The sequence below is a fragment of the Halostagnicola alkaliphila genome, assembly GCF_055379965.1.
Map to the genome: position 1 here is coordinate 501,895 of NZ_AP043826.1, position 21,494 is coordinate 523,388.

General features: G+C 56.7%; 18 protein-coding genes. 11 read left to right on the forward strand and 7 right to left on the reverse strand.

Features of this window, described 5'->3' with window-relative positions; all coding sequences use genetic code 11:
• Positions 1-124: 124 nt before the first annotated feature.
• Together ACZ5C7_RS07620 and ACZ5C7_RS07625 are read left to right on the forward strand one after the other, a co-directional pair.
• Positions 125-1,759 (forward strand): long-chain fatty acid--CoA ligase, encoded by a 1,635-nt coding sequence (locus ACZ5C7_RS07620; protein WP_464375740.1) that lies wholly within the window; start codon positions 125-127, stop codon positions 1,757-1,759.
• A 77-nt stretch (positions 1,760-1,836) separates the two neighbouring features.
• Entirely contained in the window at positions 1,837-2,019 is a 183-nt protein-coding gene (locus ACZ5C7_RS07625; protein ID WP_464375741.1) for a hypothetical protein, read from the forward strand.
• A 37-nt stretch (positions 2,020-2,056) separates the two neighbouring features.
• On the opposite strand, the gene ACZ5C7_RS07630 is transcribed toward ACZ5C7_RS07625, so the two are convergent.
• Positions 2,057-2,203 carry a DUF1328 domain-containing protein gene (locus ACZ5C7_RS07630; protein ID WP_459887663.1) on the reverse strand — a complete coding sequence of 49 codons (147 nt, stop codon included), beginning with the start codon at positions 2,201-2,203 and terminating at the stop codon, positions 2,057-2,059.
• A gap of 293 nt (positions 2,204-2,496) precedes the next feature.
• On the opposite strand from ACZ5C7_RS07630, the gene ACZ5C7_RS07635 reads away from it, so the two are divergent.
• Together ACZ5C7_RS07635 and ACZ5C7_RS07640 are read left to right on the forward strand one after the other, a co-directional pair.
• Positions 2,497-3,687 carry a hypothetical protein gene (locus ACZ5C7_RS07635; protein ID WP_464375742.1) on the forward strand — a complete coding sequence of 397 codons (1,191 nt, stop codon included), beginning with the start codon at positions 2,497-2,499 and terminating at the stop codon, positions 3,685-3,687.
• Between the two features lie 97 nt (positions 3,688-3,784).
• Positions 3,785-3,940 carry a hypothetical protein gene (locus tag ACZ5C7_RS07640; protein ID WP_464375743.1) on the forward strand — a complete coding sequence of 52 codons (156 nt, stop codon included), beginning with the start codon at positions 3,785-3,787 and terminating at the stop codon, positions 3,938-3,940.
• A gap of 114 nt (positions 3,941-4,054) precedes the next feature.
• On the opposite strand, the gene ACZ5C7_RS07645 is transcribed toward ACZ5C7_RS07640, so the two are convergent.
• Complete coding sequence (locus tag ACZ5C7_RS07645; protein WP_464375744.1) at positions 4,055-5,233, reverse strand: aspartate kinase; 1,179 nt, start codon at positions 5,231-5,233, stop codon at positions 4,055-4,057.
• A gap of 228 nt (positions 5,234-5,461) precedes the next feature.
• Between ACZ5C7_RS07645 and ACZ5C7_RS07650 the strand changes: the two genes are divergently transcribed.
• Positions 5,462-5,905: a hypothetical protein gene (locus ACZ5C7_RS07650; protein ID WP_464375745.1), complete on the forward strand. Its 444-nt coding sequence runs from the start codon at positions 5,462-5,464 to the stop codon at positions 5,903-5,905.
• 58 nt (positions 5,906-5,963) lie between these two features.
• Here the strand turns inward: ACZ5C7_RS07650 and ACZ5C7_RS07655 are convergent, their stop codons facing one another.
• Positions 5,964-7,604, reverse strand: coding sequence for a DNA-directed DNA polymerase II small subunit (locus ACZ5C7_RS07655; protein WP_464375746.1), 1,641 nt, complete (start codon positions 7,602-7,604; stop codon positions 5,964-5,966).
• A gap of 106 nt (positions 7,605-7,710) precedes the next feature.
• Here ACZ5C7_RS07655 and ACZ5C7_RS07660 point away from each other — a divergent pair, with 106 nt between their 5' ends.
• A complete protein-coding gene (locus ACZ5C7_RS07660; RefSeq protein ID WP_464375747.1) occupies positions 7,711-8,811 on the forward strand; it encodes a S24/S26 family peptidase in 1,101 nt (366 codons plus the stop codon).
• Between the two features lie 232 nt (positions 8,812-9,043).
• Here the strand turns inward: ACZ5C7_RS07660 and ACZ5C7_RS07665 are convergent, their stop codons facing one another.
• On the reverse strand, positions 9,044-11,029 hold the full coding sequence (locus tag ACZ5C7_RS07665; protein ID WP_464375748.1) for a Cdc6/Cdc18 family protein: 1,986 nt from the start codon (positions 11,027-11,029) through the stop codon (positions 9,044-9,046).
• A 1,523-nt stretch (positions 11,030-12,552) separates the two neighbouring features.
• Between ACZ5C7_RS07665 and ACZ5C7_RS07670 the strand changes: the two genes are divergently transcribed.
• The 4 genes from ACZ5C7_RS07670 to ACZ5C7_RS07685 all read left to right on the forward strand — a co-directional run bounded on the left by ACZ5C7_RS07670 (position 12,553) and on the right by ACZ5C7_RS07685 (position 16,051).
• Entirely contained in the window at positions 12,553-13,191 is a 639-nt protein-coding gene (locus tag ACZ5C7_RS07670) for an Era-like GTP-binding protein (protein ID WP_283836589.1), read from the forward strand.
• Positions 13,192-13,197: 6 nt separating this feature from the next.
• Entirely contained in the window at positions 13,198-13,608 is a 411-nt protein-coding gene (locus tag ACZ5C7_RS07675; RefSeq protein WP_283836590.1) for a DUF2073 domain-containing protein, read from the forward strand.
• Positions 13,608-14,876 carry a Zn-ribbon domain-containing protein gene (locus tag ACZ5C7_RS07680; RefSeq protein ID WP_464375749.1) on the forward strand — a complete coding sequence of 423 codons (1,269 nt, stop codon included), beginning with the start codon at positions 13,608-13,610 and terminating at the stop codon, positions 14,874-14,876. Before ACZ5C7_RS07675 ends, ACZ5C7_RS07680 begins: the two co-directional genes overlap by 1 nt.
• A gap of 386 nt (positions 14,877-15,262) precedes the next feature.
• Positions 15,263-16,051: a DUF7089 family protein gene (locus tag ACZ5C7_RS07685; protein ID WP_464375750.1), complete on the forward strand. Its 789-nt coding sequence runs from the start codon at positions 15,263-15,265 to the stop codon at positions 16,049-16,051.
• A gap of 96 nt (positions 16,052-16,147) precedes the next feature.
• On the opposite strand, the gene ACZ5C7_RS07690 is transcribed toward ACZ5C7_RS07685, so the two are convergent.
• Positions 16,148-16,726 carry a DUF7090 family protein gene (locus ACZ5C7_RS07690; protein WP_464375751.1) on the reverse strand — a complete coding sequence of 193 codons (579 nt, stop codon included), beginning with the start codon at positions 16,724-16,726 and terminating at the stop codon, positions 16,148-16,150.
• Positions 16,727-16,878: 152 nt separating this feature from the next.
• On the opposite strand from ACZ5C7_RS07690, the gene ACZ5C7_RS07695 reads away from it, so the two are divergent.
• The gene (locus ACZ5C7_RS07695; protein WP_464375752.1) at positions 16,879-18,114 is read left to right on the forward strand and encodes an RNA-guided endonuclease InsQ/TnpB family protein; all 1,236 of its coding nucleotides are present in this window, start codon (positions 16,879-16,881) and stop codon (positions 18,112-18,114) included.
• Positions 18,115-18,233: 119 nt separating this feature from the next.
• Here the strand turns inward: ACZ5C7_RS07695 and ACZ5C7_RS07700 are convergent, their stop codons facing one another.
• Complete coding sequence (locus ACZ5C7_RS07700) at positions 18,234-19,853, reverse strand: ABC transporter permease (RefSeq protein ID WP_464375753.1); 1,620 nt, start codon at positions 19,851-19,853, stop codon at positions 18,234-18,236.
• Positions 19,854-20,108: 255 nt separating this feature from the next.
• Complete coding sequence (locus ACZ5C7_RS07705) at positions 20,109-21,269, reverse strand: ABC transporter substrate-binding protein (protein WP_464375754.1); 1,161 nt, start codon at positions 21,267-21,269, stop codon at positions 20,109-20,111.
• Positions 21,270-21,494: the final 225 nt, after the last annotated feature.

Consider the following 21,494-nt stretch of genomic DNA (forward strand, 5'->3'; position numbering starts at 1 on the left):
AACCGACGACTTCGGACAGTGATGAACGGAAACGACGCGACGGGAACGTTCGTCCCATACCGTTCAATTCGCGGCGTTGAGACCAACACGTACTATTATGAACGATAGGGCAGAACGCAGAGACATGGCAGGGTACGACCAGACGTTGAAGCCGTTCTTGTGGCGTGCGGAGAGACTGTATCCCGACCGAGAGGTCGTCTCGCGAACGCACGAGGGAATCGAACGCCGTACCTACAGCGAGTACGCCGACCGAACCCGCCAGTTAGCTAACGCGCTCGAGGAGGTCGGAATCGACAGCGACAACGGCGAGCGCGTCGGCACCTTCTGCTGGAACCACAGCAGGCACGCCGAACTCTACTTCGGCGCACCCAATATCGGGGGACAACTCCACACCATCAATCCCCTGTTGCCGCCCGAACACATTCAGCACATCGTCGAAAACGCCGAAGACGAAATCCTGTTCGTCGATCCGTCGCTGCTCGAACCGCTCGAGAAAGCTTACGACGAAACGGCCTTCTCGAGCGTCGAGCAGTACGTCGTCATCGGCTCCGAGGTTCCCGAAACGAGTCTCGAGCCGGTTACCGACTACGAGTCGTTCATTGGGAGCCACTCGACCGAGTACGACTGGCCCGAACTGGACGAAGAAACGCCAGCGGGGATGTGTTACACCTCCGGAACGACGGGCAAACCGAAGGGCGTGGAGTACACCCAGCGGATGCTCTGGTCGCACACGATGGCGACGCTCACCCCGCAGGGATTGGGCGTTCGCGACGAAGACGTGGTGATGCCCGTTGTCCCGATGTTCCACGTTAACGCCTGGGGACTGCCGTTTACGACCACCGCAGCCGGCGCGAAACACGTCTATCCGGGGCCCGCACCCGATTCCGCCGATCTCGTCTCGCTCATCGAAGACGAAGGCGTCACGCTCTCGGCCGGCGTTCCCACGGTGTGGCTCGGCATCCTCGAGTATCTCGAGGAGAACGAGGCCGATCTCTCCTCGCTCGAGCGGATCGTCATCGGCGGCAGCGCAGCTCCGAAGAGCCTGATCGAGCAGTACGACGACCTCGGCGTCGACGTCGTCCACGCCTGGGGGATGACCGAGATGTCCCCGATCGGAACCGTGGCTCACCTCAAGGAGGGACTCGGCAGACTTACCGACGACGAACAGTACGACAAACGCGGCAAACAAGGGCTGGTCGTTCCCGGTCTCGAGTTCAAGGTAGTCGATGACGACGGCGAGGAGATCCCGTGGAACGGAGACGATTTCGGCGAGCTCTACGTCCGTGGGCCGTGGGTAACGGATTCGTACTTCGAACGCCCCGACGCGAACGACGCCGACTTCGAGGGTTCGTGGCTCAAGACCGGCGATATCGTCACCGTCGACGAGGAGGGCTACATTCAGATCGTCGACCGCGCCAAGGACGTGATCAAGAGCGGCGGCGAGTGGATCTCCTCGGTCGAACTCGAGAACGCCATCATGGCCCACGACGCGGTCAGCGAGGCGACCGTCATCGGCGTTCCCCACGAACGCTGGCAGGAACGACCGGCCGCGTTCGTAGTCCCGGCCGACGGTGCCGACCTCGAGGAGGAAGAGTTCGAAACCGAACTCGAGGAATTCGTCGGCGCGGAGTACCCCGACTGGTGGACGCCCGACGCCGTCGTCTTCATCGACGAGGTGCCAAAGACTGCGACCGGAAAGTTCGACAAGAAGGTGTTGCGGGAGGAGTACGCGACCGAAACGTTGCTTACTGAGGAGTGAGGCTCCGGGTTCGCTGTTTTGCTGACTCGGCGGACGGTCGCAACGTGATTTATATCGCCAACTCCCCCCAGCACTCGATGAACGAATCTCGGAAGCGACGATCGAATCGCCGACGACCTCACGGCGAACCTCACCGTCAGTGTCGCACTGTTGGGATCGCTCTCGTCGCACTTCTCCTCGTACTGCTCGGAGAAAGTCGACTCGGCGGTGTGAGCGGGCTCGGGTGTCTCCTCTATTCGTTGCTGATCGACGCCGAGTAACCGCCGGTCTCAGGAGCTAGTTTTGGCAGCTGAGCGATTAGAGAAGCATCGAAAGGATCGCCAGTACCAGAAAAATGAGCACGAGCCACTTCGCGATCGTCATCGTGATACCAGCGATTCCCGACAAGCCGAGAACGGCGGCGATAATCGCGATGACGAAGAACATGAGTGCGAGTTCTAGCATGGTTCAAACAGTGCGATATACGTCAAAGTCAGTTGTGCCTGACTGTGCCTGCACGTCGGTAGCCAAACGGCGGTCGGAACACGGTCTCGAGTGATAGAACAAGTCCTGTAGTAGTCTAGAGGTCCTTTTACCCGTTAATTGGTGAGCAATAGGGCCAGCGTCTCGCTCATAGTACGGTGTTAGTCCAGATGGTTCCCTCCAGCACACATATGTGTTTCACCTATACAGTTATTTATTCTATAACCTAACTGATTAGTGTAAAGATTTATTATTGTACTACCAACATATAGAGTATGGTTGATAAAGATCATAGCCAGAACGAGAATCACACGATGAGTCGTCGTCGAATTCTACAGGCATCCACAGTGCTTGTGTCGTCGGGTGGAATACTCGGGCAGGTGTCTGCAGAAACTGATGACGCGTACATTGAAACACTGCCTGGATCTGAATTGAGTCCACTCTCGCCCGAAGAAATTGAAGATGCCCGCCGGTCCCAATTTAACGAGTTTGTTGAAGACGGAGGTTCACTCAAAAACTATCAGTTGAGAAATCTGGATAATCTCGAAGAGAACGCAAATATAACGGGATATAATCTCGTTGTTGACGCGGACGGAAATGTTTCGGAAGACTTCGTGGAAACCATCGAGACGGAAGAGACGGAAGATACTGAAATCACCACTCAGTCTACGGCCTCTTCAAGTCCGGAAGAAAAGATACAGGAAATGTTGGAAGAGAGCCTCTCTCGGTTGGAACAACGAAAAGAACGTCAACAGATCGTCACACCCCACTCGGGAGGAGATATCGACTGGAGCGAACTGTCGGGGGTTAATGACAGCGATGGAGACGTATCGGTCTGGTCCGAACAACCGCCGTACGGAAACGTAAAGCGGATCCACGAACTTCGGAGAGTTCCCGGTGAAGTTAACGTATACGCCGTGAAGGCAAAGGCTCGAATGAATTCGGCCAGGAACCTGTGCAATAGCGGACAGTCAGATTACTGTCAATCAGCCTATAACGACCGTCGAAATAAGCGATGCGAGATCGTTACAGACTGGGGCAGTGGCAGCAATGTCAGTTCCGAGGATATTGCGCCGAAAAACGATATCGATGACGGAACACGGGTGACTTTCGGCGGTGGTATCACCAACGATACAATCGGTGTTGATTATTCAATTAGCCAATCCGCTAATACCCTCGCAGACACGTCTGACACCTCAAGCGGCCGCGTCTCTCACCAGATCGAACTTAGACCTTCGACAACGGCCTCACGCACGACCATCGAGTACGAATCCTATAGTGTTGGCGAGTCTGTTGGATTCTGTGATACAATGGACGGAAAACACGTCGTTGACGTCACCGTGAATCCAGCGTGGGATCGACACTCAAGCCCATCACAATATTTCCCATACTGGGCACCAGCAGTATCCAGTGAAGGTGAAGAGGTCGTTGACTCACTCGGGTATTACTGTGGGCGTCCACAATAGACTATATTTCGTCATCCCTTGGGAGTCAAATAAGAGTGAAATAATATTTCAATCTGTATCCGAAACATATATTCATCAGTTATTGGTTGTTTAGTATATGATTGGGTTGAAACTCGTCCTACTCGGCATCAATTTCACACTACTATCGATTATGGTTGGGGATGGTGCGTGGGGGGCGGCGTACTTCGGTATCTTCCTCTCGATAGTCGGCGTCTTCGTCGGCTCCGTTGATACGTCGATCGCGTCGGAATAGGACACTCGTATCCAGTACGAAGGCCATCTGCGCCCGTCCACGCTGTGGAGCGTGCGAAATCTCGGTTGAGGAAAGTAGCGAAGCGAGGCCTCGAGTCGCCGAAACGCCGATCGTCTAAAACAGGTCCTGGGTCAGTTCTAAGGTCTCCTCGCGGTCGTCCCAGTCGACGATCAGCGCAACGCTGGTCGCGCTCGTGATGATGTCCTGGAGGTTGATTCGGGCTTCCGAAAGCGGATTGACGATGTCGCTGATGATCCCCGGCTGGTTGGGGAGTTCGCCGCCGGTGACGCGAACGACGGCCATCGGCGAGTCGACGGTCACGCTCGAGAACTCCTCGCGGGCGATGACCTCGCGGTGGAGGATGTTCTCGGCTCGCTCGGCCTCTTCTTCGTCGATGTAGAACGTCACCGTGTCCACGCCGCTGGCGACCGCTTCGATGTTGACGTCGCTCTCGCCGAGCGCCTCGGAGAGGTGCTGGAAGACGCCGGATTGGTTCCGAATCGCGCGACCGGCGACGGTCAGGCAAGCGATGGGGCGCTCTCGCAGGTCGACGAGGTTCTGGAACTCGCCTTCGATGCTCGTCCCGCCGCTCAGGAGGTGGCCGTGCTGGTAGTGGACGACGCGAACGTCGAGGGTGTTGTCCTTGTAAGAGAGCGCAGAGGGTGCGACGACCTCCGCGCCGCGGAACGAAAGGTTTCGAAGCTCGTCGACGGAAATCTCGCCGACGTTTCTGGCTCCTTCGACGACGCGCGGGTCGCCGGTCATGACGCCTTCGACGTCGGTTACGATAACGACCTCGTCCGCGTCCATGTACTTGCCGAGCATGACGGCCGTCGTATCGCTTCCGCCCCGACCGAGGGTGGTGATCGAGCCGTCCGTGCCCTCCGCGAGGAATCCCGTGATGACCGGAACCTCGTTCTCGAGCGACCCCGCGACTTCGGAGGCGCGACGCTGTGTTTCTTCGACGTCGACCTCGCCGTGTTCGTCGGTGATGATCGGCCAGCCCTCACTACCCGGCTCGAGGAATCTGGATTCGATCCCGCGAGCCGAAAGCGCTGCCTTGAGCATCCGAACGGACGTCCGTTCACCCATGCTGACGATCTGGGCTCTGTCTTCGTCGCCCGTTTCGAACGTAATATCATCCAGCAAATCGTCGGTCGTCGATCCCATCGCGCTGGCGACGACGGCGATTTCGTGGCCGTCTTCGACAGCTGCGGCGACCGAATCGGCGGCGCGATTGATTCGATCTCCCGAACCGAGACTCGTTCCCCCGAATTTGGTTACAACGCGCATAGAGACACCCCACAATCGATGTGAGTGGCCGTGATTCTGCTCATATGCGAGTCCATTACCAGAGCGGGCAAATAACTGTGTCCCATCGAGCGTATTTTTACCTCCGCTCTCGAGCGTGGCTGGCTTTCACGATAGGACTGTCTCCGAAAAAGAACGTCCCGATCACCGACTCGAGAGCGGCAGAAAACGGACGAAATTTATGTTACTGCGTATCATTACCACATACCAATGAACATACGCGACGCACTCGAGGCCGATGCCGACGCGCTTGCGTCCATCGCGGACTCACCGACTGACGTGATGCGAAACCTCGTACACGATCGGACGGTACGCGTCGCCGAAGACAGCGCCCACGATCCGAACGCCGACATCACGACCGACGACACGCAGTACAACGAATCAAATCCGGAAGACCTCTTGGGGTTCGTGAGTTTCGATGCGAAAGACGACACCGTTCACGTCACCCAGATTGGGGGAACGGACGACGCCTGCGTCGAACTGCTGGCCGAGCCGGTTCGGTTCGCCGAGTGTGAATCGATGACCGTCGAACTCTTAATCTCACCCGACGCCGATGGCGTAAAAGACGCCGCGGACGAACTCGGGTTTCGAAACTGCGGGTCAGGCCCTCGTTTCGAAAACGCTCGCACCCAGAAGTTTCGACTCGAGCCGTGAGTCGTGATGCATACCGCTCTGGGGACCTCCGGGATTCCGCGTTCCGAAACACGCCAGGTTAACTGAATTTCTGGACGGTCACGTCGAGCGTATCGAGATCGACGATCGGCGCGTATCCGGCGTCAGGATCGATATTGACGCTCTTTTGGAAATCCGTCTGGGACTGCCAGCAACCGGAGTTGATCGCGAGCACGTTGTGATACTTGCCGAAGCCGAGTTTGTGGACGTGGCCGGTGTGGAAAATGTCCGGCACGTCTTCGATGATCAGATAGTCCTCCTTTTCGGGAGCGAGTCTCGTGTGGCCGCCGAACTGCGGCGCGACGTGGCGTTTTTTGAGGAGCTGGTACATCGCTTTGTGGGGATTATCGTAATTGGCCTTCTCCTCGGGAAGTTCGGCGATCACTTCGTCGAGGCTGACGCCGTGATACATCAGGACCGAAACGCCCTCGAGGGTGACCGTCGAGGGGTTGCTGACGATTCGCGGGTCGTGAGCCGACATGATGCTCCGCAGGTTCTCGTCGAAACCTGGCTGTGGTTCCGCGAGTCGAACCGCGTCGTGATTCCCCGGAATCATGACGATATCAAGATCGCCGGGAACCTGTTTGAGGCATTCGTTGAAGGCTTCGTACTGGTCGTAGATATCGACGACGTCGAGTTCCTCGTCCTGATCGGGATAGACGCCGACACCCTCGACCATGTCGCCTGCAATCAAGAGGTATTCGACGTGTTGGGCTTCTTCCGTGTGAAGCCAGTCGGTGAATCGATTCCACGCGTCGTGCATGAACTCCTGGCTCCCCACGTGAACGTCGCTGATGAGCGCCGCCTGAACGTGACGATCCGCGGTGGATGGCTCGTACATACGCGGAACGTCTGGAAACGACATCGAATCGACGAACGCGATCCCCGAATCGTCAGCTAAGGTCCCCTCCATCGCTAACACCTCGTCGCAGAGTAACTCCTCGACGAGTTCGGCGTACTCCCTGTCTTTCATCACCAGCCACGGAAACGTCCCCGTGGCGTCCTCGAGTTCGACCAACCAGTGGCCGCTCGCGGTCGAACGAATGTCATTGACGAGTCCGACCATCGCCGCCTCGCTTCCGCCAGGCATGCTCTGGATAGCCGAGGCGGGCCGATGATTGAACCGGCCCCGAAGTTTCGATCCCAGTCGCTCGAGTCGATCTCGAAAAACGGCGACGAAGTCCTTGTACTCGCCCGTTCCCGTACTATCGCCGGTCATGTCGTTTGCGATCTCGAGCGAACGCTCCGAGAGATCGCCCGACCGTTCTATCCGGTCGGGAGACCCCCCTGTTTCGACTGGAGTTTCCTCGCCTCGGGGACGAGCATCCGGATCGGTGTCTCCAGTTGAAACGGAGGGGTCTTGCTGGCCGGATAGATTCGTGTCGGCGGTATCGGACGTAACGGGTTCCGACGTGGAATCGTTCGATACAGTTCCTGATGGTAAATCGGTCGAGGCGGAATCCGGTCTCGAACCGCTCGAAGAAGAGTGCGCGTCCTCGAGAACTCTCCGGACGTGATCCGAACGGACGACCAGCGTTCCCTCGGGGAGCGCGTCGACGACGCGCTCGAGGGTCGGCTGTGGGTGCTCCGTGGCCGCAATGAGCGTTACGGCTTCTCGCTCCGCGTTGTACCCGCGGGTAGTCAACTCGCTGACGATCCGAGCTGGTCCCTCGAGTGGCACACAATTCGCATTCGTGACTGGTGAGAAAAGGATGACGAATCGATCGTTCTTTGTCGAGTGATGTGGAGGGGAAAGTTGATGCACGGTCCTCGCAAAATGAAATTCAATGGGCGATGGTGACGGCAGCGATGCGTACGACGACCGAGACCGAACCGGTTCGTCGTCCGAGTCGGACGAGACTGATCAGCACCCGGACGAGGGTGGTGAACCGGGACCTACCGAAGACACTCGAGAAAATCCCGAGGACGATTCCGCGTCCGAGCGTGGAACGGCCGCCTCGGATGACGACACAGGGAGCCCTGACAAGCAAGAAGAATCCGCTCCCTCGTTTGAACCCCACGAGTCAGAGCGGCCTGAGCGATATCCAGATCGCGATTCGGCGCTGAGCTCGAACACCTCGTCGAATTCGGGCGGCCAATCCAGGGACGAGACGAGCGATGAACAGGTGACGATCGAGGACGATGGAATCGTCCGGTGGTTTCTCAAAACGGACGACGGAACCGTCCTGATCGTCAGGGACATTCTAACGAGTGTCGCGATCGTCGCCGTCATCGGACTCATTTTGTTCGGTATCAGCGGTATCTGGCCGCCCCTGGTCGCCGTCGAGAGCGGGAGCATGGATCCGAACATGAAGGAAGGAGATCTGGTCTTCGTCGTCGACGACGATCGGTTCGTGGGTGACGATCCGGTCGATGGAACCGGTGTCGTTACGCTCGAGAACGGTCAAGAGAGTGGCCACGACAAATTCGGAATGCACGGCGATGTCGTCGTGTTCCAACCGGGCGGAAGCACAACCGAAACACCGGTGATACACAGAGCTCACTTCTGGGTCGACGAGGGCGACGACTGGGTTGCACAGGCGGATCCGGAGATTATCGGCGAGGACGTGACCTGCGACGACGTACAGACGTGTCCGGCAGAACACGAGGGGTTCATCACGAAAGGTGACAACAACGCCGGTTACGACCAGCAAGCAAACGCCGGAACGAATGACGATAGCATCGTCCACCCCGAGTGGGTTACCGGAAAAGCCTCCTTCCGGATCCCGTGGCTCGGCAACGTCCGCTTGTTCTTCGACGACTACCTGCTCGGAATTGCAGGTGTCTCGTCGCCGATCACGCCGGAAGCGATCGGCGCAGTTTCGATCGGAGCAAGCGGTCTCGCAGGGACTGCCGCGGTCGCCGGGAAGCGGCGGTTCGGCCGGTAGTAAGCCGTTCATTTCGTGTGGAAGCATTCCCGGCTAGCGGAATCACTCTCGAGTCAAAATTTGGGTAGCCTTTTGGACTCGAGTTCAGTCGGCCTGCGACCGTAGTCTCGAGTCGAAGTCCTGTAATAGTAGGTCGAAGTCCGGTAATCGCGGAGACAAACCTTGAGCTAGCAGACCTCGAGCTAGATGTGTAAAGTCGTCCGACACACCAGTATGAGAGAGACTGCTCGACTTAGTTCTCGAACCTGGCCTGTACGAACGGTTGGATATCGTCGATATCACTCAGTCTCGAGTCCGAGAGCAGGACGGCCTCCGTCTCCTCGAGAGGGACGGAGAGGCTGATCTCTTTCGTCCGGCCGTATCGGCCCTTCGAGACGACGACGGCGTTGACGATACCGAGCATGTCTAACTCGCTGATGAGGTCGGTCACTCGGCGCTGCGTGAGGACATCGGCGTCGATCTCCTCACAGAGGCGCTTGTAGATATTAAAGACCTCTCCCGTATTGATGCTCTTGACGCCGTTTTTCTCGAGGGAAATGATCGAGAAGAGGACGAGTTTGCTCTGCGTTGGAAGGGTGCGAACGACTTCGACCACGCGATCGAGTTCGATCTTGTCCTGTGCCTGTCGAACGTGTTCCTCGACGATGGTCTCCGATTGCGATCGCTCGGCGAGCTCGCCCGCCGTTCGAAGGAGATCGAGTGCGCGACGAGCGTCCCCGTGTTCCTGTGCGGCGAAGGCCGCACAGAGCGGGATAACATCACCCGATAGCGCACCGCCCTTGAACGCGACCTCCGACCGGTGCTGGAGGATGTCGCGCAACTGATTCGCGTCGTATGGTGGAAACACGATCTCTTCTTCGCCCAAACTCGACTTCACGCGCGGGTCCAGAAAGTCGGTGAACTTCAGGTCGTTCGAGATTCCGATGATCGATACCCGCGAATTCTCGAGTTCGGAATTCATTCGCGAAAGATTATAGAGCGTGTCGTCGCCGCTTTTCTCCACGAGTTTGTCGATCTCGTCGAGCATAATCACGACGACCCGTTCGGAGTAATCGACCGCGTCGAAGAAGACGCTGTACACGCGGTCGGTCGGCCAGCCGGTCATCGGCACTTCCTCGAATGACTCTTTGTCCTCTTCGAGTTCTTCAATCCGATCCTCGATAGCCTCAATCGAGTCGAACGGCGTCGACTCAAGCGGGTGAGAAGACGGTTCGACTGCAGACGACGCTGCCCCCTCGCCCTCCGGTGACCCCTTCGTTTCGACTGGAGAACCGCCCGACGTAAGGTCAATGTCCGAATTAGTAGTGTCCGAACCCGAAGCCTCAGACGTAGCAGAACCGGATTCAGTCGTGGAATGCGGATCAGTTGCGTCGGGGTGGGAATCAGGGGAATTCGGGGCTGTGTCTCGCGCGCGTGTCCCCGTCTCGTCTGGTGGAGAGCCCTCGTCTGGTGAAGAGCCATCGGAATCCGAATCGGAACGGTCCACGGGAGTTATACTCGTCTGGTCGACAGCGGTGTCGGCTTCAGGGTTTTTCGAAGAGCTATTTTCTGGTGAGTCTCGACTCGCCGGTGACGACGATTCTGCCGTCGGCCCGTTGTCGTCGTTCGACTGACCCTCCGTGAGTTGCTTCCAGTCCGAGGACGCTGCGAAATCCTGCTCGCTATCGGAACTCGAGGAGCGCTCGTTCGTCGCGTCGAACTCCTCGACCGATTCCACGAGCGATCGAAGTTCCTCGAGTCGGCTGTCGATTCGACGTTCGTTCTCTTCGATGAACTTGTTCGCTAACTGTGCGAGTACGCGGTACTGCGTATCGGTTACTTCGCAGTTAATGTACTCGACATCACAGGGAACGCTGTATTTCGTCGACGTGCTCTCGAGTTCCTTACTAACGAACTTGGCACTCGCAGTTTTCCCCGTACCGGTTTTCCCGTAAATGAGAATATTCGAGGGCGTTTCACCGCGAAGCGCGGCGACGAGAATCGTCGCCATTTTGTTGATCTGATCGCTCCGATGGGGAAGTTCGTGGGGAGTGTACGACGGTCGAAGAACCTCCTTGTTTTCAAAGATGGGTTCACCGCTCAACAGGTCGTCGAACAGCCCTTGATTCTGCTCTTCGTCGCCGAGACCGGAGCCTTTCAGTTCCGTGGAGAACCCGTCTGGGCCGCCCAGTTCGACGTCACGATTCGAATCCGTCATATCCAATTCATCGTCAGACATTCGTCGTTCGTACACCCCCTCATTTCGAGTGGAAAGTAACCCGGGCGCGATCTATTATGCCTCGTACGGCCCTGAAAGAACTTATTCAAGCGTACGAGTTCGCGATCGGAGTCCAGTTGATGCAAACGAACCAGAGGAACACCTAGATATTAAATTCTTCCCTTCGGATTCCCATAACCATTATTATTGTTACCATTTCGGACATGAACGGAAGAGCCTCGGTGAGATCAGTGTGGTGGACTACGTTCCCAGAATCGGAGAGAGATGAGGAGAAATTATTTGCGAATGGTGGTTAGGGAAAGGGTAGTTGAGGAAAGGGTGGTTAAGGAAAGGTTGTTGGGGAAAGTGGTAGGAGAAGGGGTAATTGGAGACGAGTACTTGTCAAGTCGGCCGTATCAAGTCGGTTGTCTAAATAGGACTTCGACCACTTCAATTGAGGTCAATTGAGGGAATAATGAGTCGATTGATGACCATAATTGAGTGCGATCGCATCCACTGTAGTGATACCCGGAGATGATAACCAGAAAGGAGAGCAGAAAATGTGAAGAGAAAGAATGTGTATATATGAGTGAGTATGTGCTAGAGTACCAAAGCCCGCTTCTAACCCCCACCCCTTTGTTTCGACTGGAGAACGTTCCGAGAGGGGGTGGGGAGGGGGAGGTTTCTATTATGGGAAGATTTATATCAATAGTCGAGAAACAGTATCCGCAGAACTAGCAAAACCATTGTTTTACTAGAGTTAGATTAAGTAACCCTAGTCATTACTAGAATACCTGCTCTATAGCCGTTCACTTACTAGAATCCCTCAACTACTCCGTATACCCTCGAGACACCTTCTACCACTCTTTTAATCATATTTCTCGTCTTTGCTCTCCCAAAATCCCTCCAAATCGAAACTCACCACCCTCCTCTTTTCGCCATCTCCAGTCGAAACAAAGGGGTGGGGGAATGGACGCTTATACTAGTATGGTTCTAGTACACATAATCTATACCGACCCTCGAGATACTATGACTGCGCTCGGTTCACTCTCTATCCTGTGTTTTCGAGGTATCGTAAATGAACGTCATCGGAACCTTCCGTTTGATCGCGATCGACCTCGATCTCAATTACCCCTCTTTCGAGTGGGTACTCGTTGCCACCGTATCGTCTGCACATTGACTCCCAATTCACCATCTGTTTTGCTGCCATTCCACCCTGATTCAACTTTCCGTGCTGAGTAAGCACAAAGTCTCGCCGTTCACAGCGTTCACGAGAGCAAGCTCTCGTGCAGCCCATCAGAAGGTTTCTGAGGACGGGGATACGCGCCGTGGGAATCCTCGCGCTTCAGCGCGGGGAGGATGTCAATCCACTCCACACTATCCGATCCTTCTGCTTCCACCGCAATCATGCCACTCTCCCACTCTCTCATTCACACTATTGACCGTCTTTCTTGTTGAATAGTGAATACGTCTGACGTAGGCTTAAGTGAGTACAGTTCCGTAGTACGCGCAGATGCACCCATATGGTGCTGGAGGCCCCTAGGATGGGACTGTTAAAAGGACTTAAAGATAGTATCTCTCGCGCTACGGATCGGCTATTTTCCGAACAGGAGCCAAAGCGGATTGGAATCTACGGGCCGCCGAACGCCGGGAAAACGACGTTAGCGAATCGAATCGCTCGAGACTGGACAGGCGACGCGATCGGAACGGAAAGTCACATTCCACACGAAACGCGGCGCGCGCGTAGAAAAGAAGGCGTGGAAATCGAGCGCAATGGAAAGTCAGTCACTATCGATATCGTCGACACTCCTGGTGTCACGACCAAGGTGGACTACGAAGAGTTTACCGGCGAAATGGAAGAGGACGACGCGATCCGCCGCTCTCGAGAAGCGACGGAGGGTGTCGCCGAAGCCATGCACTGGCTTCGCGAGGACGTTGACGGCGTCATCTACGTGCTCGACAGCGCCGAAGACCCGATCACGCAGGTCAACACGATGTTGATCGGGATCATCGAATCGCGCGATCTCCCAGTCCTCATCTTCGCGAACAAGATCGATCTCGACGACGCGAGTGTCAAACGTATCGAGGATGCGTTCCCACAGCACAAGACCGTCCCGTTGTCGGCGAAAGAAGGCGACAACATGGACGAAGTGTACGAAAACATCGCGGAGTACTTCGGGTGACCTGAGATGCCGAAAGCAACGAACGCAGACGACGGAGATGGACCGGAGAGCCCCGACGGTGTACAGATCGATCTCATCAGCGGCGAACGAATGGAGGGGATGGCGAGCATGGAGAAGATCCGGATGATCCTCGACGGCGTCCACGACGGCAATATCGTGATCCTCGAGGAAGGCCTCTCGCCGGACGAGGAGAGTCGCCTCATCGAGGTGACGATGGCCGAAATCAGCCCCGACGAGTTCAACGGTATCGAGATCGAGACCTATCCCAAGTCGAGTACGGGTAATTCGTCGATCCTCGGTCGAATCATGGGTAACAACGAGTCGACGAAGAAACTCACCGTTATCGGCCCGGCGAACCAGATCGAGACACTTCACAAGGACGAAACGCTCATCAGCGCGCTCGTCAGCCGTAACTAATGCCACATCAGTGTACGAACTGCGGCCGCACGTTTCCCGACGGCTCGAAGGAGATGCTCTCTGGCTGTCCCGACTGTGGCGGCAACAAGTTCCAGTTTGCCCCGTCGTCAGCAACTCAAGCAGGCACAACGGCGCAAGCAGACGCACCCGGCGTCGAGTCGGGCGACTCGAGTACACCCCCCGATCCACCGTCGAACGGGTCAACCGATAGCGTCGCCGCTCGAGCGGCCGAAACGGTTCGGGATTTCGTGTCTACTGAGTCAGATTCCGTTGACACTGAGACAGGTTCCATTGACACTGAGACTGACTCTGTTGATAGATCTAACAGTACTGGCAAGGTCTCGAGTCAGTCGGAGACCGGTCCAGAGACGACGACTTCCACACGCAGTAGCGAGGAGCAACCTACACACAGCATCGACACACAGCAAACTACAGACGCTTCGCAATCGTCTACGCCTAACGCTGACTCGTCTACGCCTCACGCTGAAAACTCCCAGTCGTCTAATCCTCACGTTGAAAACTCGTCTGCAACGCGCGACGAAACCGACCGCGAGACCGACTCAGAAAAGCCAGTTCAGAATACGGTTTCTGAATGGACGACTGCGAGCGATAGCGAGGAGATTCCGTCCTCGAGCGGTGAATTTCCGGAGTGGCCGGACTCCGCACGACCGCCCGAAGACCGATCAACTGCAGACTCTGATCTCGAGGAGTCCTCCGATTCAGCGAGTACTACAGATCCGCAAGCGGGCCAACGGTCGGAACCGTCCGATATCCCATCCGAAGGATCGCCGTCCGCATCCGGAGCCACGAGTACTGATCGGAAAACCGATGGGACGGCTTCCGAGCGAACTGATCCCCGATCGGCCGATTCCGAACCGGTTGATTCCCAACGAACTGAACCCGAAGAAACAGGTACCGCCCGGGTCGAAACCGATCCTATCGAAAGTGAGGATACCGCACAGGCGAGTGCCAGAAGCGATGTCGTTCAATCGGACGAGCTTCCGGATTCGACAGCACCGATCGAAGACGCCACCGCACCGGACCACGGACGTGTCGTGAGCGAACCGACGGGAGAACAGCCATCGCTCGAGGATCTCCGAGCGGAACTCAACGAACAGTTCGAGAGTATCAAAATCCTCAAACCGGGCCAGTACGAGCTGAATTTGATGGAACTGTACAACCGTGAGGAGTACATCATCTCCCTTCAGGAGGACGGCCGATACGTCATCGATGTCCCGGATTCGTGGCGAGACGGAAGCGAAGAGTAGGATCCATTTCGACTGCCACTCCTGCTGTTTCGACTCTCACTCCAGCTGAAACGATGGGGGTTTGTTCGACTAGATCTTTCTCAAATCACCGCTCGATAAGCCTGTCCCTCTGATTACTTCCAGAAGGCACAATTTCAACTCGAGAGGTGGTGCGCTCTTGTCTCCAGTATTGGTTTGACTCGAGCGACCGTTGGCCTCGGCTCGAACGACCGTTGGCCTCGGCTCGAACGACCGTTGGCCCCGTCCAATTCGCTGGAGAAAGATGGATTTAAGCAACGTGACCGAGACGACTCCTGTATGAGTACTGCAACCAAGATCGTTCTCACCACGGTCACCGCGTCGGCCCTGCTGTCGATCCTGCTCGTCTTTCAGACCGTCTTCGTCTGATGTTCGAGGATCGTCCGCTCTCGAGGCCGGTCGAAGACGTTCGAGATGAATATGCACCAAACACCCTCGTTTTCGACTGCAACCAAGATTTCGAAACGCTTCCGCCAGCGCAAGCTGAGGATCTCGGACTCGTCGTCGATTCGCTCGAGCCGACGACGTATCCCGCATCGTGGCTTCCTGACGATGCACCCGAACTGTTGAATCGGTATGCGGGGAGTGATTTCACTATCGGAATGCCGGGTGACGGGAGCGTCGCCTGGACTCGACAGACCGATCCGCCGGTCGTCATCGTAAAGCCTCGAGTGGCGGGCTCTCCGGACGCGTTCATCGATTTCCTGCTCGCAGAGGCGCTCGTCGAACTCTCTCTGGAGATTCCAGAGCACTTTTTGGGATTCTTCGAGGACCAATATCCGGAACTATCAGCCGCGACGCCGCTCGATCCCAACTCGACGTACCAGATCGCAGCGGCACTCTTCGACGGTTGGACGGGTCTACAGACCCGCGACGAGTTCGCCGACTGGCACGACGATCACCCAGAACTCGCCGATGCCTGGCAGGATGCGGGCTCGAGTCTCGAGGAACGAGTAGGCAAACTCCCGCGGGCGGTTGCGCGCGGGGAAACCGATTTCGCCGATGCGACGGAGCTCGCGTGTGCCTCGATCAAACACGCGATCGAACTCCCGGCGCCGTTCGGCGCGCTCGAAACGGAGGCCTATCGAGACCACGGTCCCGAGTACGGGATTCAGTGGGTCAAAAAGACGTTCGACGCGCTCGAGGACGAACCCTAACAAACCCTCGAGGACGAACCCTAACAATGCGCTCGGGGACGAACCGCAGTTGACGCGATCGGTTTTGAGTATCCGAACCGATTCGGTACGCTCGAGTCAGAACTCCACGGCGACGGTACCGTCCTCGTCGAGGTCGATCACGCCGTCAAAGAGGTCGCGAAACGCGTCGACGATGTCGTCGTCGTGAACTTCTTCGGAGAGGTGAAAGAGTCCGATCGCATCGTGTTCCTCGAGCAGTCCGAGAATCTGTTCGACGGCCTCGAGGGCGGCTTCGTCGTCGGCGTAGTAGGCGAGTTCCGTGACGGAATCGAAGCTGATCCGAAGTTTTCCGTCGTGTGCGTCGAGAAAGCCGTCGATGTGCTCGAGGATACCGTCGATGTTGTCCGGTGCACTCACGTAATGGACGGTATCGCTCGAGCGCCGCGAGTAGCCCCGTTCGATGCTCAGCGTGTCGAGTATCTCGGCGGATTCCTCGTCGACGTCGTAGTACTCGAGTTTCTGTCTCGCTTCCCGGGCAGTGGTTCGAGTGGAGACGACGAGGAAGTGATCGGTATCCGTTTTGAAAAATTCCGTATCGATGCGGTCGGTTTCGCCTGTGCTCGGATGAAGTAGAAGGATGCCAGTCCCACCTGGAATTGTCTCCGGTGTCTCGTCGATTTCGAGCGAGTAATCCATATTGAGGATATCAACTTTCGGGATCGACTTAAGCGTGCGGATGTCTCGAGATACAGACCCTACGATGGACGGAGTGCTGGCATTTCCAGCACTGTTATTTCCAGTACCGCTTTCAGCACTGTTATTTTCAGTACTGCCATTTTCTGTACTGTGTGGCTTCCATTAGCCTTGACTGGACTCGTGACATCGTGCGACAAGTCTACAACCACGCGCTCCACGAATTCAACAAGATCCCAGAAGACGAAGGAACGCTTCGACAACGCGTCTGGCAAGTCCGTGACGACCTACCCAATCTCAAACAACAGTGGACTGATCTCAAACAGGTTTACTCCACTGTGTTGCAGAAAGCTGTCGAACGCATTCGAACCAACATCAACAACCTCGGCAAGCTGAAAGACAAGGGATATGATGTTGGTTCGTTGCACTGGAAGTCGCCGCGGGAGTATCGGAGTTTTACGTATCGACAATCGGGCTTCGAACTCGACAAGAAGAGTGGCCCGAGAGACCGAGCGATACTCCGACTCAAAAAAGTCCACGGCGAAACGCTGGAGATTCCAATCCGACTCCATCGTGACTTGCCCGAACACGACGCTATCAAAGAGGTCACGGTGAAGAAAGAACCTACAGGAGCGTGGTATGCCTCATTCTGTATCAGTACAGAAGAGCCCGATAAACCCGATGTAAAAGACATCGATGCTGAAGACACCGTGGGGCTCGACCTCGGCGTCCTCAACTTCGTTCACGACTCGGACGGACGTTCAATCGGGCGACTTGACTTGTCCGACGAGCGAGAGCGACTCGAACGCGAGCAACGCTCGCTCTCCCGCAAACAACACGAATCTCGAAACTGGGAGAAACAGCGTCGCCGCGTTGCTGAGGTTCACACTCGGATGTCGAACAAGAAGCGCGATTACAAGCACAAGCTCGCTCATTTCTACGCGATGGAGTACGACGCCGTGTTCGTCGAGAACCTCAATGTGAAGTCGATGCTGGAATCAGATGGCAACGCTCGGAACAAGGTTGAGGTTGGCTGGCGTGACTTCATCACGATTCTCAAACACCACGGTCGGAAAAACGGCTGTTACGTGGTTGAAGTCGAACCTCGTGGGACGACGAAAGAGTGTGCGTCGTGTGGTGTGGAGACCGAGAAGACGTTGTGGGTGCGCGAGCACTCGTGTCCGTCGTGTGAGTTCGAACTGGATAGAGACTGGAATGCGGCGTTGAACGTCAAGTCACGTGGCTTGTCGGAACTAGGAGTGGTTCACTCCGAAGAAACGCCTGTGGAGACTGCGACCGCTGTAGACTCGATTTCCGTGTCTGCAAGTCGCGTCGTCGAAGCAGGAAGCCCCTGCCTCAAGGAACGAGCCGCGTTAGCGGCGAGTGAGTAGGCAGGGGTAGTTCACTATTGTCTGTGAGAGCAACCGGTACGTTGTCTCGGTATCTTGTCGAGTCTCTACGGGACGGCGTTGTTTCTCGAGGGCGATGCGAGTTCTACGCCAGTATGATTTCAACTGATGTCTCCGCCTTCCTGCCGGAGCAAGATCACCATGGAGAGCCCCGAAATGAGGATCAAAAGCAGAGCTGGAACGGCCGCGTACCGATAGGCCAGCGCGTCCTGTGCGTCCCAGACGATAGAGACGAGCGTATCCATTCCGACGGGTTGGAGCATCAACGTTACCGGAAGCTCCTTCATCGTCGTTAGGAACACGAGGATGCCACCGGCGATCACACCCGGCATAATAAACGGCAACGTAACGCGTCGAAACGTCTCGAGTGGACCGGCGTTGAGCGTCCGAGCGGCCTCGATGGTTTTTTCGTCGACCTGCAGTACTGACGAGCGAACGGTCCCGACCGCTTGGGGCAGGAAACGGACGACGTACGCGAACACGAGTAACCAAACTCCTTGCCGATATATCGAAGGCAATGTTCTGGTTCCCAAAAACACCAGCGCGAGTCCGATAACGACACCTGGTACGGCAAATCCAATGTAGGTTGCTCGCTCGAGGATCCGCGAAACGAGTGAGTTAGTTCGCCCGGAGTAGTAGGCCACGGGAAGTGCGAACAGACACGCGACCAGCGCGGCCAACAGGGCGAGATAGACCGAGTTGACGGCGTATCCCCACTCGAACTCGAGTGACGGGATCGGATCGCCCTGACTGCGAATGAGCCAGTTCGTGAAAATGGCGACGGGGACGACGAGGGTGACGATTCCGATCGTCGAAACGAAGCCCATCGCCGGCCACTTCCAGTGGCCGAGTCGCATCTTACTACCCTGCCCCGGACCCCCGGCGGCGTCTTCGTCTTGTCCGATGCCAGCCTCAATGACCAGAACGATGGCAACGATCGCGACCAGTTGCAACGCGAGCAACGCGGCGTATTCGACGGCAAAATTACTGAACTCCCAGTAGATCGAACTCGTGAAGACGTTCGCTTGCATGAACGCCGGCGTCCCGAAGTCGGATATCGCGTAGAGACCGGCGAGCAATGCGCCGGCGGCGATTCCTGGTCGTATCTGGGGTAACGTAACGCGGCGGAACGCTTCGAACGGTCCGGCGTTGAGCGTCCGAGCGGCGTCGACGATCGAGCTATCCATCGACAATAGCGCGGCTCGAGTCGTCAGGAAAACGTAGGGGTACGTATACAGCGTGATGATAAATACCGCACCGGAAAGTCCGTCAACGGGTGGAAGCGTCATTCCGAACACCGAGTCGACTTCCCCGCCGGAGCCGAACATGCCGGTAAACGCGATTGCGCCGATATAGCTCGGAATAACGAGTGGCAGTGCGGCGACGATGGTCCAAAAGTGTGGGTACGGAAGGTCAGTCCGAGTCGTCAGAACGGCGAGCGGAACGCCGAGTAGAATCGAAAACAGGGTAACCAAGGCCATCAGCCCGACGCTGTTTGCCGTCACCCACGCCGTCTGTGAGGAGACGATGAGTCCATAGGCTCGTGAGGGCTCGACCGTCGTCGCCTGCCAGACCAGCCAGAACATCGGTGAAACGACGAGGAACGCAACGATGGCGCTCGCTGTTCCCAACGCGGCCATCGATCGGTCGGTTTCACCGAGACGCTCGAGAATCGACTCGAGTCGCCGTGAAGCATCCAGATAGTTCGTGAGTGATTTCATTATGGTCGTCTAACCTGTTTGCTGGACTCGCGAGTTTCACAGGTTCGTTTGGGCTAGGTTCACCTAAATCCCCCGAAGCCGCTCGAAGAGAAGTCGGGCAAGTGTTTCCAGAAGCGGCTCCGTTGTGTGTCGGAAAAAGCGACCACTGAGGGAACGAAAGAGCACTGAGAGAAAAGCCGTGAACAAAACGGAATAGAGAGGGGATGGAGAAAACGTCCCACTACTGACGATGAGCGGTGACTGCTGGAGCTGGGATTAGACCGTCATTCCCTCTTCCTCAAGAAGGTCTCCTGCTTCCTGGAGATCCATATCGAACTCGCTGAGGTCGAACTCCGGCGGGTTGATCTCCTCGAGATCGGGAAGGTCGCCGACGTAGTCGACACCTTCGACGACGGGATATTCGCCGTTTGCTTCCATCATGAATTCCTGACCCTCCGCGGCGATGAGGTGACGGATGAACTCTGCGACGAGTTCGGGGTCGCCGACGTTGTTCGTCGCGGCGACGCCCGCGACGCTGAACAGACAGCCGGCGTCTTCTTCGGTAAACGTCGCTCTGATCGGCGCGTCGGGATCTTCGTTGAGAATGCGTGCGGCGTAGTAGCTGTTTCCGAGGCCGACGATCGGATCGTCGTCACCGCCGGTGTTGACAGCCTCGGCTTGATCGGAGCCGCCCGAGAAGAGCTGGATGTCCTGGTCTTCGACCATTGCCCGAACCCACTCGCGGGTTTCGTCTTCGCCTTTGCGTTCGACCATCGCCTGGATGAACCCGCGGAAGGTCCCGGAGTTCGGTCGCGTCGAGATGATCCCTTCGAACCGGTCGTCGGTCGCAAACTCCGTGATGTCGGTCGGGAAGTCGTCTTCGTCGCCGTCCCAGCGTTCGCTGTTGTACTGAATCGAGCGCACGCGACCGGTCACGCCGGTCCAGTACCCGCTCGGGTCGCGGTAGCTTTCGGGAACGGCCTCGACGATATCCTCCGGAAGCTCTTGTACGGCACCTTCTCGTTCGAGTTCTCCGAGCGCGCCGGGGTCTTGGGAATACATCAGATCCGCCCCCGCGGCTTCACCTTCCTGGATGAGTTGGTTCACGTGCACGTCGTTATCGTCGTAATCGACGCTGACGGTGAGATCGTCGTACTCGTCCTCGAGAGCTTCGAAGACCGGATGAATCTGGTCGCGAGTCCGCCCGGAGTAGATGGTGATTTCGCCCTCGAGATCGCCGAGGTCGTCCCACTCGACGGCGGTCGAATCGACGGATTCCGATAGCGGTTCGGATTCCGCGATCGGCGCACCGTTGTCATCGTCTCCGAGACATCCTGCAAGCCCTGCGATGCCAGCCGCGGAGATACCCGTAACGGCGAGGAATCGTCGTCGTCCGGTCGTCGTTCGGTTCGGTAGGTTGCTGTCGCGTTGTTGCATATGTATTTTAGGCTAACCTAAAACACTAATACCTTCCGATTGCTTTTCGGAGAAATGGACGAGAGGTGGGACAGCTACCACTACTAGGCGGTCTCAACCCGATGCCCAGGGGTTTCGGCCAGCCTAAACCTCTCTGTCTCCATCTTTTTAGGCCACCCTAAAGAGTGTATCGGTCGTCTACTCGATCCGATCGATGTGTACGAGATCGATCAGCTTCGAACGCAT